This window comes from Limosilactobacillus vaginalis (assembly GCF_025311515.1).
Taxonomy (GTDB): Bacteria; Bacillota; Bacilli; order Lactobacillales; family Lactobacillaceae; genus Limosilactobacillus; species Limosilactobacillus vaginalis.
Window position 1 is genome coordinate 76,357 of sequence record NZ_CP104399.1, and the last position, 16,358, is coordinate 92,714.

Annotated in this window: 15 protein-coding genes and 1 pseudogene; 14 read left to right on the forward strand and 2 right to left on the reverse strand. The window is 41.8% G+C overall.

Features of this window, described 5'->3' with window-relative positions; translation table 11 throughout:
- Window positions 1-53 precede the first annotated feature (53 nt).
- Window positions 54-791 (forward strand): orotidine-5'-phosphate decarboxylase, encoded by a 738-nt coding sequence (pyrF, locus tag N4627_RS00335; RefSeq protein WP_098045213.1) that lies wholly within the window; start codon window positions 54-56, stop codon window positions 789-791.
- Between the two features lie 58 nt (window positions 792-849).
- Here pyrF and N4627_RS00340 read toward each other — a convergent pair whose 3' ends face one another.
- Window positions 850-1,251, reverse strand: a complete 402-nt coding sequence (locus N4627_RS00340) for a hypothetical protein (RefSeq protein WP_003716243.1) — start codon at window positions 1,249-1,251, stop codon at window positions 850-852.
- A 120-nt stretch (window positions 1,252-1,371) separates the two neighbouring features.
- Between N4627_RS00340 and asp1 (N4627_RS00345) the strand changes: the two genes are divergently transcribed.
- Complete coding sequence (gene asp1 / locus N4627_RS00345; protein ID WP_260964799.1) at window positions 1,372-2,916, forward strand: accessory Sec system glycosyltransferase Asp1; 1,545 nt, start codon at window positions 1,372-1,374, stop codon at window positions 2,914-2,916.
- The gene (gene asp1 / locus N4627_RS00350) at window positions 2,916-4,412 is read left to right on the forward strand and encodes an accessory Sec system glycosyltransferase Asp1 (RefSeq protein WP_003716241.1); all 1,497 of its coding nucleotides are present in this window, start codon (window positions 2,916-2,918) and stop codon (window positions 4,410-4,412) included. Before asp1 (N4627_RS00345) ends, asp1 (N4627_RS00350) begins: the two co-directional genes overlap by 1 nt.
- A 68-nt stretch (window positions 4,413-4,480) precedes the next feature.
- On the opposite strand, the gene rlmD is transcribed toward asp1 (N4627_RS00350), so the two are convergent.
- A complete protein-coding gene (rlmD, locus tag N4627_RS00355; protein WP_240412233.1) occupies window positions 4,481-5,875 on the reverse strand; it encodes a 23S rRNA (uracil(1939)-C(5))-methyltransferase RlmD in 1,395 nt (464 codons plus the stop codon).
- Window positions 5,876-6,140: 265 nt separating this feature from the next.
- Here rlmD and N4627_RS00360 point away from each other — a divergent pair, with 265 nt between their 5' ends.
- From N4627_RS00360 to N4627_RS00405, 11 genes and pseudogenes are all read left to right on the forward strand, one after another.
- Window positions 6,141-6,707, forward strand: coding sequence for an NADPH-dependent FMN reductase (locus N4627_RS00360; protein WP_040530564.1), 567 nt, complete (start codon window positions 6,141-6,143; stop codon window positions 6,705-6,707).
- 2 nt (window positions 6,708-6,709) lie between these two features.
- A complete protein-coding gene (locus tag N4627_RS00365) occupies window positions 6,710-7,954 on the forward strand; it encodes an NAD(P)H-dependent oxidoreductase (RefSeq protein ID WP_098045220.1) in 1,245 nt (414 codons plus the stop codon).
- Window positions 7,947-8,870, forward strand: a complete 924-nt coding sequence (locus N4627_RS00370) for an FAD:protein FMN transferase (RefSeq protein ID WP_260964800.1) — start codon at window positions 7,947-7,949, stop codon at window positions 8,868-8,870. The genes N4627_RS00365 and N4627_RS00370 overlap by 8 nt, the downstream gene beginning before the upstream one ends.
- Before the next feature lie 203 nt (window positions 8,871-9,073).
- The gene (locus tag N4627_RS09195; RefSeq protein WP_278791919.1) at window positions 9,074-9,427 is read left to right on the forward strand and encodes a transposase; all 354 of its coding nucleotides are present in this window, start codon (window positions 9,074-9,076) and stop codon (window positions 9,425-9,427) included.
- Between the two features lie 423 nt (window positions 9,428-9,850).
- A pseudogene (locus tag N4627_RS09245) lies at window positions 9,851-10,627 on the forward strand (transposase); the annotation flags it as partial.
- A gap of 152 nt (window positions 10,628-10,779) precedes the next feature.
- A complete protein-coding gene (locus tag N4627_RS00380) occupies window positions 10,780-11,001 on the forward strand; it encodes a hypothetical protein (RefSeq protein ID WP_260964801.1) in 222 nt (73 codons plus the stop codon).
- A gap of 297 nt (window positions 11,002-11,298) precedes the next feature.
- Window positions 11,299-12,594 (forward strand): serine--tRNA ligase, encoded by a 1,296-nt coding sequence (gene serS / locus N4627_RS00385; protein WP_098045218.1) that lies wholly within the window; start codon window positions 11,299-11,301, stop codon window positions 12,592-12,594.
- Between the two features lie 269 nt (window positions 12,595-12,863).
- Entirely contained in the window at window positions 12,864-13,151 is a 288-nt protein-coding gene (locus tag N4627_RS00390) for a PD-(D/E)XK nuclease family transposase (RefSeq protein WP_191337222.1), read from the forward strand.
- A 3-nt stretch (window positions 13,152-13,154) separates the two neighbouring features.
- On the forward strand, window positions 13,155-13,706 hold the full coding sequence (locus tag N4627_RS00395; RefSeq protein WP_260964802.1) for an Rpn family recombination-promoting nuclease/putative transposase: 552 nt from the start codon (window positions 13,155-13,157) through the stop codon (window positions 13,704-13,706).
- Between the two features lie 143 nt (window positions 13,707-13,849).
- Window positions 13,850-14,953, forward strand: a complete 1,104-nt coding sequence (locus N4627_RS00400; RefSeq protein WP_003716228.1) for a P-loop NTPase fold protein — start codon at window positions 13,850-13,852, stop codon at window positions 14,951-14,953.
- Window positions 14,954-15,070: 117 nt separating this feature from the next.
- Window positions 15,071-16,201 carry an IS30 family transposase gene (locus N4627_RS00405; protein WP_260964803.1) on the forward strand — a complete coding sequence of 377 codons (1,131 nt, stop codon included), beginning with the start codon at window positions 15,071-15,073 and terminating at the stop codon, window positions 16,199-16,201.
- The last annotated feature ends 157 nt before the right edge of the window (window positions 16,202-16,358 follow it).

The window sequence follows — 16,358 nt, forward strand, 5'->3', positions numbered from 1 at the left end:
AGCACCAGTCTCCCTTTTCTGAGGAGCACTGGTGCTTTTTTAGGAGGAAAATTATGGAACGCTTTGAACCAATTGTTGCTATTGATGTCCCTGATAAGCGGAAGGCTGTTCAACTCTTTGATCGCCTTTCTAACGACACTGATCATATGCCAATTATCAAAATCGGAATGGAATTATTCTATGCTTTTGGTCCCGGAATCATTAAACAAGCTAAGGAACGTGGATTTAAGATTTTTCTTGATCTGAAGGCGCACGATATTCCGAACACGGTTGAACGGGCGATGGCTCAAGTTGGACGGTTAGGAGTTGCGTTTGTTACCGTTCATGCTGCTGGTGGCAGCGAAATGATGAAGGCTGGTTTACGCGGGTTGAAGCAAGGTGCTGCCGAAGCGCGTAATTCAGTTCCCAAGATGTTGGCAATTACCCAGTTGACATCCATTGACGAGGAGATCCTTCACAACGAACAGAAGATTAACGGTACCGTAATGGAATCCGTTCAAAATTATGCCCGGTTGGCCGATGAGAGTGGCTTAGCAGGAGTAGTTTGTTCCGCCAAGGAAATTTCTGCAATTCGTGAAGTTACCAATCCGGACTTTCTCTGCATCACACCAGGGATTCGGCCTGACTTAAACACACATGATGACCAGAAACGGGTTGTGACACCAAAGCAAGCTGCTGAAATGGGAAGCAACGGAATTGTTGTTGGTCGGCCAATTACCCAAAGTGACGATCCGGTAGCAGCATACAAGGAGATTCGTCATGAATTTTTTGAAGGCGAAAACGCTGATTAGGCTGTTATTCTAATAATAAAATAAGGAATTGGAAAAATAATTTGTTTTTTCCAGTTCCTTATTTTTTTAGATAATGAAATCTTTCTAGTAGTTCGCGTGAACGCTGGTCAGCGGGACGATAGCCAATGTTGAAGGAGTGCTTGAAGTACATCATGTTGTAGAGGATTGCAAACACAAGTGAAGGCCATGGAAATTGCGTTAACCAGTTTAAACCGAAAAAGAGAACTACTAATGCGTAATCAAGGTCAAGGACGATCATTAAGATAAAGTTATAGTAGTCGCCCCGGAATAGTGCCGGTAGGGGACCAAACCAGAGTGTTGTCCATGAAATTCCCACTTTGGCGATCCTAATTTGCCCCTGATCATTAACGATTTTGGCATAATTTGGCGGTAATGGGAGATTATTGAGATCAAACGGGTTTTGGTCATTGTTATTGTTATTACCAAATGGGTTTTGCATTAATCTTCTCCTTCTTTCATATTATAAGTATAAATTTTAACACAAACTGTTTACATGTCCTAATATCACTGCTTTTGTTATGGTACACTTAACCTGTTAACGTAGAAAAGGAGAAAAGCAATGTTATTCTTTCTGAACGATAATATTCAGCATAACAAGTCAGGCATTGAACACGCGCAAATCAAGCGGTTGCACCTGTTTGAGATGTTTGACGAACCAGCTAAGATTGTTACCCGGAAGTATTCAAATGAACTTCACATGGTAACTGCAGAAGCCGGGATCGCTGATGAAGACTTTGTAAACTTATTTGATTATTTCCAAGAAGCACGAATCTTTCCACAAAAAGATGTCACCATTAAGGATCTTAATATCGATCCTAGCTGGGAACGTAAAGCTGACGGAATCAACTATAACTACTATCGGAACGGTAACCGGATTATGTATGTCCGGCGACGCAATGATAAGGAAAAGCACATCATTAACCTTCAGTACTTTGATCACTTTGGCAAGTTGTTGAAGGTTAGTTGGTACGATAATCGTGGATTCATCTCGGTTGAACAAGTTTACGACTGGGATGGCAACATTGCAACTGAAAACTACCTCCGTCCAGATGGCTCTATCGCTATTCAGTTGGAACACCAGAAGAATAAGCGGAATAAGGTAGTTGATACTTACCACCTCTTCAATTACAAGGGACAGGACTACCAGTTTGCTAATCTCGATGAACTGACGCGGTTCTTCTATGATGAGATCGTGACTGATCCCGAATTGGTCGGGGATGGCCCAGTTGGTTTGGTGGTTGACCGGACATACGAAGTTGGTTGGTCAGTACTCCACATGAAACACCGGGTTTTCCGGACAATGCAATTGCACAATGATCACGTTAATGATAACAGTGATATGTTGCATTCAACCTTAAATTATAACTATACTTGGGGACTTAACCACGTCAAAGATTGGGACGGGATCATCACTTTGACTCCCCAGCAACAAAGGGATGTTAAGGACCGGTTTGAAAAGTACGGGACAAAGATTTACCGGATCCCAGGTCCGATTGTTCCTAAGGCAGTCTTGGAAGCTAAGCACATTCCATTCGAACAGCGGACAAAGAACCAAGTCGTAATGGTTGCGCGGCTTTCACCAGAAAAGCAACAGGATCATTTGCTTAAGGCATGGCCAAAGATTTTAGAAAAGGTTCCTACGGCAAAACTGGACTTCTGGGGATACGCGAACGATAACTTTGACAAGACGTTAAAGAAGATCGTGAAGGATGAAGATCTCGGTAATTCCGTAACTTTCCATGGTTACACTAATGATCCTAATGCGGTTTATAATGATGCCCAATTACTGATTCTGCCAAGCCGTGCCGAAGGGTTGCCTTTATCATTAGTTGAAGCACAGTCACACGGTTTGCCAATTGTAGCGAACGACATTAAGTATGGACCAGCTGACGTTGTGATTGACGGCCAAAACGGGATCCTTACCCAAAATGGGGATGTTGATGGCCTAGCCAAGGCAATTATCGACCTCCTGACAGATCAAGAAAAGTTGGCAAAGTTCAGTGAAAATGCCTACCAAGATAGTGAACGTTACTCTGAACCCAATGTCATGAAACTATGGAACGAACTAGTTGATGATATGAAAACAAAGGAGGCCGCTAAATAATGTTCTTTTTCGTTAACCAATACTTATTGAGCAACGATTCAAGTATTGAACACGCTGAAATGAAGCGGCTGAAGCTCTTTAAGGATCACAATGCCGAAGCCAAGTTAGTTACGCGGAACTATGACCAAATTATCCACGCCACCCTGCAACGGTTCGGTTTAACTGATGACCAGCTTGTTAATATGTACGACTTCTTTGCGGGGACAACTGATTACGTGGGGCATGATCTCCACGTCAGCGATCTGAACCTACCGATCGAATACCAGGTAGGAACCGGGAACAACTACCAAGAAGTTAAGGATGGTGATCGCCTGGTCTGCATCGTTTACTTTACCGGTGGAACTGTTGGTCTAGTAAACCACATCGACTGGTTTGATGTTGCGGGGAATGTAACTCTTCGCCAACAGTACGATCTTCGGGGATTCAAGTCTGTTGATCAGTTTATTGGTGAAGACGGTCAAATTAGTTTTGAACGGTATTACCGTCCTGACCAATCCATTTACATGGAACGGTATTACGTTAAGTCTGTTCAGAATACGCCAATCAACTCGTTGAATGTTCTGAAGAATTACCAGGGACACGATCGCTTCTTTGATAGTGAGGAGGATCTCTTTGCCTTCTTCCTTGATGAATTGAATAAGGCAAATGGCGAAAATAACGTCTTCATTGCTGACCGGCCAGCAGTCGCAATCCAGCCAGTGATGAACATGCAAACTGCCGCTAAGAAGTATCTCTGGATGGCCATGAACCACGTCAACGATGGTAATAACCTTAAGACCGGGCCACTTAACCCAATGCTTCAAGGACCACTTACTACTGACCTTGATAAGTGGGACGGGATCATTACCATGACTGAAGCTCAGGCCGAGATGATTCGGAAGCGAATTGGTGACAAGAAGCCAGTTTACGCAATTAACGGTGTTCCGGTTAAGAGCAATAACCAACGGACCGACATGAAGTACCGGATTGCGGGACAAATTATTTATGTTGGTCGTCTTGGTGAAGACAAGCAGACCGGGAAGCTAATTGAAATCTTTACCCGGATTCACAAAAAGGTGCCAACTGCTAAGCTAACTCTTTATGGTTACGGTAATCCTGAAGACGTTAACCGCTACAAGAAGCAGGTTGATGATGCGGGCTTGACTGGTACCGTAGTGTTTGCCGGTTACCAAGTAAAATTAGATCCGGCTTATAATACTGCTCAATTATTCATGGATACGAGCCGGATCGATGCCCAGCCATTAGCAATGGGTGAAGCATTATCCCACGGTGTCCCAGTTGTGACCTACGATTACATGTATGGCCCAAGTGAAATGGTCAAGTCTGGCGTCAACGGTGAGCTAGTACCACTAAATAACGCGAAGAAGATGGAAAAAGCTGCCGTAGACATCCTGACCGATCCAAAACTCCTTCAAAAACTAAGCACCGGCGCCTACGATTCCCTCGATGCAATCAGTAACCTTAATACTTGGAAGCAGTGGAATGCATTAGCCTAAAAATTCGTAAATTAAAATGCCAGTATTGTTTCTTCTTGCGAGAAAAATACACTGGTATTTTTTATTACCTATTTTCTAATTGATAACTTCACCACCGCTTCGCAACGGGTGGTTTGCGGCATCATGTCGACTGGTTGGATATAGTCAACATGGTAGACGCTGGTTAATCGACCGAGGTTACGAGCAAGGGATGCCATGTTACATGAAACGTAGGCGAACTTGGCAGGGCGTTCTTTGATGATCTGTTCAATCAGATCATTGTCTAAACCGGTTCGTGGCGGATCGACTACTAACGCGTCAAAGTGATGACCTTCCTTTCGCCATTGCGGGATAACATCCTCTGCTGAGCCGACTTCGTAATGAGCGTTTGTAATGCCATTAAGGTTAGCGTTTTGTTTGGCGTCTGCAACGGCTTCGGGGATTGTTTCCATTCCCCAAACCTCCTTTACCCGGTTAGCCAATGACAATCCAATCGTTCCAATTCCCGCGTAAGCATCAATCAGGGTATCGTCAGGGGAAAGCTCTAGTGCCTTGGCCGCTTCCTCATACAACGTTTCCGTTTGTTCTGGGTTTAACTGTAAGAAGGAACGGGCGGAGAGGCGGAAGTCCAACCCCATTAGACTTTCGGTAATGTATTCTTGTCCGGCTAAGTGGATCATTTGCTCGCCCCAAATCAGCGGGGTATCGCCAGGATTAACGTTTTGCATTACGGAGACAACCTTTGGGAGCTGTTCCTGAATGGCTTCCAGTAGTTGACGCTTATGTGGCAGTTTTGATGTATTAGTAATTAATGTCAATTGAACTTCACCGGTCGCTGCTGATTCACGGACAACCAGGGTCTTGATGATCCCGCTGTTACGTTCCTCATCGTATACCGGAATTTGGAGGTCTTCGATTGCTTGAACAACAGTGCGAATAACCTTCATTGTGTTTGGCATCTGAACGGCACATTCTTGAATGTCTACTAGGTCATGACTGTTTGCCTTGTACAACCCAGCGGCAACGTGACCATCAATCATCCGCACTTGGAATGAAGCCTTATTCCGGTAGCCATATTCATGTGGTGCTGCAATAGTAGGGCGAACGTCATAGTTGCGATAACCATATGGCTTGAATTTTTCGAGACTATCCAAAACGACCTGTCGTTTAAACCGCAATTGGGCTGGATAAGCCAGCTTTTCTAATTCAAAGCCCCCCGCAACATCGGCATAGCTATCGCGGGGTTCAACCCGATCACGACTAGTTTTGCGCAGTCGGTGGATTTTAGCTTCAAGAAAGCGGGGATGGACCCGGGTTACTTCAGCGACAACGACTTCGTGCGGAAGGGCACCAGGGACAAAGCAGACCTTGTGCTTAAAGTAGCCGATTCCTTGACCGTTAACCCCCAGTCGACGAATCGTTAATGGGAAACGATCCCCAACCTGTACTTCGATGTTTTGTTGTCGTTGCCGTGATTGAACCATGATATATTTTCGATCCTTTCAAAGAGTATTGTCTTATTTTAGCATATCGCTCTTAACAAGTGATTGCTGAACAATAATGTTATTATTTGAATATTACCTTAGCCGACGATAATTAAAATTTATTGGTTTAAAGGGTTTAATTATAATCAAAAGTTTGAAAAATGTCTAAAAATAATCAAAATACTAATAATCTATTTTTTAATCGGTTAAAATATAGTAAAATGGTTGTGAATTAATGAATAAACTGAAAGAGGAAGTGACATACTTGAAAATTGCTGCAATTGCTGGGTCAAATGCTAATCATTCATATAACCGGATGTTGTTAGAATTCATGGCTCAACATTTTAAGGATCAAGATCAGATTGATGTGATTGATATTCGCCAAGTACCAATGTTTAACGAAAGCTTTAAGGGTGATGCCCCTGAAGTAATCAAGGACATTGACCGCCGGATTAAGGATGCCGATGCCGTGATCATCGCTAGTCCTGAATATAATCACTCAATTACCTCAGCGTTGAAGAGTATTGTTGAATGGTTGTCTTACAGTGTGCACCCCCTTACTGGGAAGCCAGTAATGACGATTGGGGCCTCAACGCATGATCAGGGAGCATCACGGTCCCAGGTTCAATTGCGTGATATTTTAATTTCCCCAGGGATTAATGCAAATGTCTACCAAGGTGACGAATTTTTCATGAGTAATGTTACCAGTTTGATGGACGAAGAAGGAAACATTACTGATAAGGGAACAATTGGCTTCTTAGAAAAATGTATGAACGGCTTCCGTTACTATGCGAAAGCAATTGATCGAATGAACGAGGAGATGAGTAAGTAATGATGAAGATTCTCGCTTTTGTCGGTACCAATGCTGATTTTTCATACAACCGGTTACTGTTGCGGTTTATGAAGAAGCACTTTAAGCAAATGGCTGATATTGAGATTTACGAAGTTGGTAAACTGCCACCATTTAGCGTTGACACTCCCCTATCCGAGCAAACAGAAGTCTGGAAATTAAAGCAAAAGGTTAAGGAAGCTGATGGCTTAGTATTCTCCACTCCTGAATACGACCACGGGATTCCTGCCGTTCTTAAGTCAGCTATCGAGTGGCTTTCCTACAAGACCAAGGTACTTTCGGAAAAGCCTGCAATGATCGTTGGGGTAGCTTATGGTCGTCAAGCATCTGCACGTTCACAAGTTCAAATGCGGCAAATCTTGATTTCACCAGATTGCAATACTAACCTGATTCCAGGGAACGAGGTCTTAATCGGGAATGTTCGTGATACCTTTGCTAAGGACGGACGCTTGGTAGACCAAGAAGCAATTGATAACCTAGAAAAGTGCTTTGAACATTTTATTGAATATATTCAAATCTTCAAGAATACAGATAGGGAGGGTCTTGATATGGCCATTAAGCAACCAACGATCAGTGATGCATACATTAATTTCCCTACTGGTCGTTTGACACTCAAAGAAGTTCAGCAAATCTTTAGTACGATTCCGTTTGAAGTTGATTTGATCGATAGTACCGATCATTTCGCTTGGTTCTCAGATAAGCCAAACCGGGAGCACGTTCGGAATACAGCTTCCCTCGGTGAAACTGTTCAAGAATGCCATCCACCAATGGCTGTTCCAGCAGTAATGAGCATTATCAACAGCTTCCGTGAAGGGAAGAAGGACGTTGTTACGCGGCCACTCTGGATGAATGGTCACCGTTCATTGATCCAATACTACGCTTTACGGGACATCAATGGTCATTACCTTGGGACCATCGAATTTACTGGAAGCGTCGAATACATCTTGAACCTCTTTGAAAATGGTGCCTGGAGCAAGGATGCAACTACTGGCGCATCCAAGAGCACTAATGATTCTGCACCAGAGGAAGAAGAACCAGCAGTCGATGCCTCAACTGGTGCTTCAGAAAACAGCGATGATAGTGATGATGAGGAAAATACACCAGTAGCTGCCGACGAAAGACCAGCAGAGGAGACCGACGCCACAACTGGTGCCTCCGAAACTGGTAGTGTTGATGCGGAAGACGATACCGCTGATGCATCAACCGGGGCTTCAGAGAACGATGACTAACGAATTAGTAAATCAACGCCATTCAATGGTCCACCATGCGTTAGGAACAAAGATTGTCCTAACTCTTTTTGGCGATCGCTATTATCCGTTGCTGGCGAGATCAATGCGGTTAATTGATGAATATGAAGATCGGCTGACGGTTAACCGCCCTGAATCAGAGGTAATGAGTGTTAATCATGCAGCAGGAAAGGAGCCCAAGGTTGTTTCACCATCAACTTATGAGTTAATCAAATTAGCTGTTAAGTACAGTCGGGAAAACTTTGGCTTTAACGCCTTGATTGGGCCGCTAGTGAAGCTGTGGAAGATCGGCTTTACGGGAGCGAATGTTCCTCAAGATGCTGATATTCAAGAGCGGCTCAAATTAATCGATCCCTATAAGGTTCTATTGGATGATGACTACCGAACCGTTTTCTTGGAAGAAGCGGGGATGGAGTTAGATCTTGGTGGAATTGCCAAGGGCTACATTGCTGATCGAGTTCGTGACTTTTGGATTGAGCAGGGAGTTCAAGCGGGAATTATTAACCTTGGCGGGAACCTTCTGTTTGTGGGAAAGTCACCGCGTCGTGAAGATGGTCAATGGGTAATTGGCGTTCAGGATCCGCGGTTGAAGCGGGGGGATGACATTGAAATCGTCCGTAAACCAGCTTGTTCTGCTGTTACTTCAGGGATCTACGAACGCTTCTTGGAAGTGAATGGCAAGAAGTATCACCACTTGCTGGATCCACGAACCGGTTATCCTTTACAAACAGATCTTTCTAGCGTGACCGTGTTTACTGAGCAGTCGGTAATGGGAGAAATCGAGGCTAAACGATTGTTCTTTAATGGTGAACCGATAAATGGTTGGCAAAAGCAACCGGGAAATCTTGGTGCGGTCTTTATTAAACAAGATGAATCATTACTAGAAGTCAACGTTTAAAGTACAATTAAGAAAATAAACTAAAAGGGGGCTGTGACATAAGTCCCTAATAATAAGCGGAGTTAGATGAAATCTTCGGATTTCATTTAACTCCGTTTTCCTTTAAAATATGTGTTAGTAAAAGAAAAAGACACCGACCAGCCCGTCGATGTCTTCAAAATACCCTCGAAAGGATACATAAAACATTGGAAACTAATTATAACATGAATCAACTTAGTTTGAACATACCTACTGCCTATGAACCTGAATTAAACCATCCTGCTCGTTATATTAATCAATTAGTTGAAGGCCTTGCGATCCGCAAGCCTAATATTATGGGGCGACCAAGGGAATACGATCCGAGAATGTTATTAAAATTGGTCCTTTTAGCCTACAGTTACGGTATTATTTCCTGTCGGAAAATTGAACGCTTTGCTCGTGAAAATATTGTCGCAATGTGGTTAACTCAAGAACAGCGACCGACTTACCGTACGATTGCTCGCTTTGTGATTTCTAAGGACTTAGCAGAAATGATCCAAAGCAGTTTTAAGGAATTTCATGACTACTTGAAAGCTTAAGGAATGATTGATGAGGCTTCATTTATTGATGGCACTAAAATTCTGGCTAACGCAAATAAGTACTCCTTTGTTTGGAAGAAGCGTACGATCAAATATCGTGAATTAAACGTTGAAAAAGCCCGTAAACTGCTTCAAGAAATCAAGCAAGTTGAAGTTAAAATCGCCGTTGACGAGAATAACTTTGACGTTGATCAGCTCGATACTATTATTGCACTTCTTGAACAACGTATCGAAGAATTGAATCAACAGGTAAGCGAAACCGCTAAGGTTTCGCCTAATCCAGCCAAACAAGAACGACGCCACGCCAAAAAATATCGCCGCGCTTTAGAACACTGTCGCCAAAAAAATTTAGAATATCGTACTCAAATACAGATCGCTGGTTCACGGAATAGCTACTCTAAAACAGATCACGCAGCTACTTTTATGCGCGTTAAAGAAGATCCGATGCGTAATGGACAAACTAAGCCGGCATATAATCTTCAAATTATGACTAGTTCGCAATTTACGCTTGGTTATGACTTAATGCAAAACCCCACTGATACGAGAACACTAATTCCATTTCTTAAGCAGCTCGCCCAGAACGAAGTTTTGGGACGAGAAATTGTAGCCGATGCTGGTTATGGGTCTGAACGTAATTATAAATATCTTGAAGATGAGTTGCCTGATTGTACCGCCTTAATTCCTTATAGCACGATGATTAAAGAGAATAGTCGCAAATGGCGCTCTGATGATCGAAAGGTTATGAATTGGGAATACCATGAAGATGATGATTACTATGTCAATCCAGCTGGAGTCCGCTTTAATTTTAAACGATACGCTTACCGAAACGATAAATATAAGTTCCATCGCGACTTTAAGGTATATCAAGCCGAAAAGTACGATGAAAATCACCAAGTTATTCCTCAGGCATTAACGCCACGTGGAAACACTAAGTATATTATGGTTAATCCACAATGGGAGTATTTTAAAGCTAAAGCACGTAAGTCGCTTTCAAAGTCCACTACGTATTCTCGTCGCAAGTACGATGTAGAAACTGTTTTTGGAAATTTGAAAGCTTATTTGGGTTTCAAGAGGTTCACGGTGCGTGGTCTCAAGAAAGCCAAAAGTCAGATTGGAATTGCCCTAATGGCACTGAATATGAAAAAGATCGCCGGGAGGCTGTCCATATTTAGTATTAATTTTAAGAAAAGGAAGAACCGCTCAGAATTTCAAATGAAATTCCGAACGGTTCTCTTAATTTAAAGGACTTATGTCACAGCCCCAGTCAATGGGTTATCCAACCTGATTCACCAAAGGAATGGGCTGAATTTGATGCTCCTGAAATTAAAGGCTGTGCACCTGATCGGGCATTTTTGCCAAGTGAACAGGTAAATGCCTGGACTCCTGATTCAAAGATCGTAATTATCTACAATAAGTTTGATAATGAACGACTTGATGACCGGTATACCAAGACCAGTTCACGTCCACCGTTGATTCATCGTCCAGCTGAACCAAAAAAGACAAATATTCTTCATGGTCTTGGACTACGGATTGCCGGGTTAACTTCACTATTTGGTTTGCGTCATGCAAATTAAAATAAATTTTATTAAAATATCGATTGCTAAATAACGCCAGATGTAATATGATAATGGCGAATATTAAACACGGATGCATTTCAAGTAGATCATTCAGAGAGACAACGGTAGGTGCAAGTTGTTGATCGAAACTCCGGTGCAAGTAAATGTGGGCGGGTAATGCCGCACGGTTGATGGCCGTTATCCATCGCGAGGGTGACATTTAACTGTCAAACTTGGGTGGTACCGCGGAACTAAGAGCCATTTCGTCCCAAAATATTTTGAGGATGGAATGGCTCTTTTTGTTAGGAGGATACAATGTTAGATATTAAGAAGATTCGTAAAGATCCCGAATTCTTTAAGCAAAAATTAGCTACTCGGGGCGTTAAGGCTGAAGAAATTGATGAAGTAATCGAACTTGATCAAAAGCGTCGTGACTTGCTTCAAAAGACTGAAGCTTTGAAGGCTCAACGGAATGATGCTTCAAAGAAGATTGGTGAAGCTAAGCGGAATGGTGAATCAGCTGACGATGCAATCAAGGAAACCCGTGAATTGGGTGACCAAATCAAGGAACTCGATGAACAAGTTGAAGCAAATGATGAAGTCTTCCACGATAAGATGTCTCGCTTGCCAAACATTCCTCACGATGGCGTTCCAGTAAGTTTGACTGAAGAAGGTTCCGTTGAATTACGGAAGGTCGGCAAGATCCGTGACTTTGATTTCGAACCAAATCACCACTGGGATGTTGGTGAAAACTTGGGAATCCTTGACTTTGACCGTGCGCGGAAAGTTTCTGGTGCCCGGTTTGTTTACTACCTTGGTTTAGGTGCCCAGCTTGAACGTGCCGTTTACAACTTCATGCTCGATGAACACATGAAGGACGGCTACACTGAAGTATTGCCACCATACATTGTTAACGCTGCTTCAATGTACGGAACCGGTCAATTCCCTAAATTTAAGAAGGGTGTTTACCAAGTTAACGGTGAAGATATGACCTTGATCCCAACTGCCGAAGTACCATTGACTAACTACTACCGTGGCGACGTTATTCCGGCAGAAGAATTGCCAGTTTACGTTACAGCCTTGACACCATGCTTCCGTTCAGAAGCTGGGGCCGCTGGGCGAGATACCCGTGGTCTGATCCGGATGCACCAATTTAACAAGGTTGAAATGGTTAAGTACACGAAGCCAGAAGATTCATGGGATGAATTGGAAAAGATGACCGCCAATGCTGAAAACATCTTGAAGAAGCTCGGTTTGCCATACCACGTCATTACATTGACTACTAGTGACATGAGTTTCACCGCTTCTGAAACCCATGACCTTGAACTTTGGATGCCAGCTCAAAACAAGTACCGTGAAGTATCAAGTTGTTCAAACTGCCTGGACTTCCAAGCTCGCCGGATGCACACTCAATACCGTGATGAAAATGGTAAGTTACAATACGTTCACACCTTGAATGGTTCAGGTCTTGCCGTTGGTCGGACCGTTGCCGCTATTTTGGAAAACTACCAAAACGAAGATGGTTCCGTAACCATTCCAGAAGTCTTAGTTCCATACATGCACGGTGTTACTAAGATCACCAAAGAAAACGCGGTACCGTTTAAAAAGTAGAGTGCGAACCGCGACGGACTAGCCACCGAGTACTAAGGAATCCCGGACGATGATTGTTTACAATCAAGGACGGGATAGTTAGACGGAGGTGGCGGTCGCGGTGAGCAGATCTTGACTATGTTGCCTAGAACCACTAGCTCTAACAAGTCTCTGCCGAAACATAATTAAACCAGGAATAACCTCCTTAACAGGTGGTTGCTCCTGGTTTTCTTTTGAATTTAGTTAAAAAGTCCATTTTTTCCGTTCTTTAGTTAGTAGGAGGCGAAAAAATGAACTTAATTCAGAAATGGGAAGATGCCGGATTATCAAATGACTTTGTTTTCAGTAAGGTGATGATTGATCCAAAGATTTGTCAGGAAGTAATTCAACGTGTTTTACCGGAGTTGAAAATTGATCATATCAAACTACCAAATAGCCAAGAAGAGATTAATTTTGCTCCAGATGCGAAGGGAGTCCGCTTTGATGTATTCACTCGGGATACGAAAAATAATTGCTATGATATAGAAATGCAGGTTGCAGATGAAAAAGATCTGTTAAAACGAGCGCGATATTACTAAGCGATGACATCACTTGATTCGTACGAAAAAGGGAAAAATTACCAAGAAGCTAATAATTCATATGTGATTTTCTTTTGCTGCTTTGACCCGCTTGGCTTAGGTTTGCAGCAATATACCATTCATCGACACGTTGATGAAAGTCCAGAACATATCGCAGACGATGGGACAACAACAATTTTCTTAAATATTCCGAGCTTGCGGAAAGATGTTAATCAGCCTTTACAAAAATTTTTGGACGTGATTGCTAATCGTAAAGTTGATGGTGACGATCGTTTCATCGTACAATTAAAGAAAAGAATCGCATTCGTCAAGCATAATAAGAAATGGAGGGCGGAATACATGTGTTTATCGTTATATGAAATGGATCGTCGCCATGGATTGAAGGTCGCGCGGCAAGAGGGTATAGAAGAAGGAAAAGAAGAAGCAATTTTACAGGTTACAAGCTTGTTCATCAAACAGCAATTGCCAAAAGAACGAATCATTGCTAATTTGAAAGAAGCGTATGACTTAACGGATGAGGAAGCTGAGCAATACTATAAACGGTGTCTGAAATAATGAGTAGATAAAAATTAGCAGTTCTAGCTGGTGGTAATACCAATTAGACCTGCTTTTTAGGTTTAAAGTATAAAGAAGTATAAAAGTAGATTTAAAGTATAAAGAAGTATAAAATAAAATAAAAAGTATAAAGGAGTATAAAAATGGTGGAGAAGAATCCTTTTAATCCAAGCTTCGGGCGAGTTCCTCGGCTGTTCTTGGATCGTAGTAAAATTGTGAAGCAACTCGAAGAAGATATTCAAGATCCAGATAGTCCATTTTTAACCACTCTTGTTTACGGGATGCGTGGGTCAGGAAAGACGACACTTCTAACAGATATTAGTCACAACATGATGAAACATGATGATTGGCTGGTTGTTGATTTAACGATGGGAAAAAGGTTTATTCCAACGTTAATTGAATCAGTTTACGCACAAGCAGATAATAGTTTAAGAAAATTGCTTACAGGGATCGATGGAATAAAATTGAGTACAAATGGACTAGAGATTGATTATAATCATCGAGAGACACTGTCTACTAATTTGCCATATCAGGTTCTATTGGAGAAAATGGCAGAAATGTTAAAGAAGCGTGGTTTATCATTATTAATAACGATTGATGAAATCAGTTCAACCCCGGAATTACGTGAATTTGCGGGAATTTATCAATTGTTGCTGAGAAATAACTACCATATTGCCTTATTAATGGCTGGGTTGCCAAATAAGGTATCTGAATTACAAAATGATGAATTATTAACTTTCTTATTACGTAGTCAGCGAATCTATCTTGAACCATTAAGCTTATTAACTATCAAACAAAGCTACCGTCGAGCGTTTAATCGAAAGGGACGGACGATAGATGATGACACCCTTAACCAAATCACAAAGATGACAAATGGTTATGCATATGCATTTCAGCTGTTAGGATTCCTACTATGGCGGACAAAAGAAACAGAGATAACGAGTGCGGTAGTCCAGAAAATTTTACCGAACTATCAAGCGGAACTCTATCGAAATGTATATATTAAAATGTACCAAGAGTTATCCAACAAGGATCGAGAATTTATTAAAGCAATGTCGGAGAGTGGTAAAGCTAGTGTTAAAGTTGCAGAGATTGCCAAAAAGATGCATCGAGATAAAAATTATATTTCAATTTATCGACGTCGACTATTGGATGATCAACTCATTACGGCAACAAAATGGGGAGAAGTTGCTTTTACACTACCGTTCTTTGCTGATTTTATTAAAGAATATCAAACACTATATTAAAGGTGGATTATAGAATGAAGTTAGCCACCCAGTTGGTGGTAAATAAAAAACGCCATTCGGCGTGACATCAGGTATCATATTAAGTGAACCAAACCTATATGAAAGGATGTCCGTCAAATGACGCACTTAAATGATACCATGTCTACTAGTTTATTGACTACTCATAAAAAGAATGCTCATCTTACTAAAGAAGAACGTGTGATGATTGCGACTTTAAAGTCGCAAGGACTTTCCAATCGCGCAATTGGTCGCCAATTAGGAGTTAATCATCAAACAATTAATAACGAGCTCAACCGTGGTACGGTCCGCCAACTTCGTCGTCAAAAATCTAATGGTAAGATTTACGAATATTCTTACTACATCTATAGTTATGAAGCTGGTCAGGACACATATCTTGAACATCACCGCCATTCTGGTCGTCGTCGCTTATATTATTCTTCAAAGCAATTTTTACGATTAGCTGATCAGCTAATGCTTGGTGAGTTTGACGACCACCATTACTCCCCACAAGCGGTTATTTATAAGGCTCGAGATTTAATGAATGATGGCACCCTGATCCCAAAGTCGGTTGTAACTTTATATCAATGGATTAATGAGGGTGTGCTTCGTACGTCCAATTTAGACCTCTTTGAAAAAACTAAACGTAAGCATCATCGAATTCATCCGCGAGCTAAAAGGTGCTTAGGGCCTAATATTGCTCAACGACCTCAAACTGCGGACCAACGGTCCGAAATTGGCCATTGGGAACTGGATACAGTTCAGGGACAGAAAAACGGTAATGACAGTGTTGTACTAGTAATGACTGATCGCCTTTCACGAGTTAATATCACGAGTAAAATTGCTGGTAAAACTGCGCATGCAGTAAATCAGTTCTTTATAAATTTGCGCCAGAAAATGGGCACAGATGCTTACTATCGCATCTTTAAGACAATCACCTCTGACAACGGTTCAGAATTTAGTGAGTTAACACAAGTTCACGATCATGTTTTCTATGCTGATCCGTATTCCCCTTGGGAACGTGGATCCAATGAGATCAATAACCGGTTTCTCCGCAAGGAGATTACCAAAGGTGAAGCTATAAATAACTATAGTAGTGCTCAGATCATAGCGACTAATGATTGGATGAATCACTATCCACGAGCTATGTTTAATGGACATTCGTCAATGGATATCTATCGTAAGGCCTTCTACCAAGAGATATCACAGCTCCATCAACCAATAATCAATTGGTCAGTATTATTTATTTGAGTCCAGTGGCTAACTTATTCTTGAAATTTAGGACACTATATTAAAGGGGAACTTTGGCGTTTAATAATAAATGTCAAAGTTTTTTTGGATCATTTAAAATGAGAAATCTCTCATCAAAAATCATCCATCAAAATTTCACTTAATAAAATTAATCAAA

Bases quoted from the DNA above. Each gene is read 5' to 3' on its own strand.
- pyrF (WP_098045213.1), top strand. From the start codon at position 54: ATGGAACGCTTTGAACCAATTGTTGCTATTGATGTCCCTGATAAGCGG.
- N4627_RS00340 (WP_003716243.1), bottom strand. From the start codon at position 1,251: ATGCAAAACCCATTTGGTAATAACAATAACAATGACCAAAACCCGTTT.
- asp1 (WP_260964799.1), top strand. From the start codon at position 1,372: ATGTTATTCTTTCTGAACGATAATATTCAGCATAACAAGTCAGGCATT.
- asp1 (WP_003716241.1), top strand. From the start codon at position 2,916: ATGTTCTTTTTCGTTAACCAATACTTATTGAGCAACGATTCAAGTATT.
- rlmD (WP_240412233.1), bottom strand. From the start codon at position 5,875: ATGGTTCAATCACGGCAACGACAACAAAACATCGAAGTACAGGTTGGG.
- N4627_RS00365 (WP_098045220.1), top strand. From the start codon at position 6,710: ATGAAGATTCTCGCTTTTGTCGGTACCAATGCTGATTTTTCATACAAC.
- N4627_RS00370 (WP_260964800.1), top strand. From the start codon at position 7,947: ATGACTAACGAATTAGTAAATCAACGCCATTCAATGGTCCACCATGCG.
- N4627_RS09195 (WP_278791919.1), top strand. From the start codon at position 9,074: ATGAATCAACTTAGTTTGAACATACCTACTGCCTATGAACCTGAATTA.
- serS (WP_098045218.1), top strand. From the start codon at position 11,299: ATGTTAGATATTAAGAAGATTCGTAAAGATCCCGAATTCTTTAAGCAA.
- N4627_RS00390 (WP_191337222.1), top strand. From the start codon at position 12,864: ATGAACTTAATTCAGAAATGGGAAGATGCCGGATTATCAAATGACTTT.
- N4627_RS00395 (WP_260964802.1), top strand. From the start codon at position 13,155: ATGACATCACTTGATTCGTACGAAAAAGGGAAAAATTACCAAGAAGCT.
- N4627_RS00400 (WP_003716228.1), top strand. From the start codon at position 13,850: ATGGTGGAGAAGAATCCTTTTAATCCAAGCTTCGGGCGAGTTCCTCGG.
- N4627_RS00405 (WP_260964803.1), top strand. From the start codon at position 15,071: ATGACGCACTTAAATGATACCATGTCTACTAGTTTATTGACTACTCAT.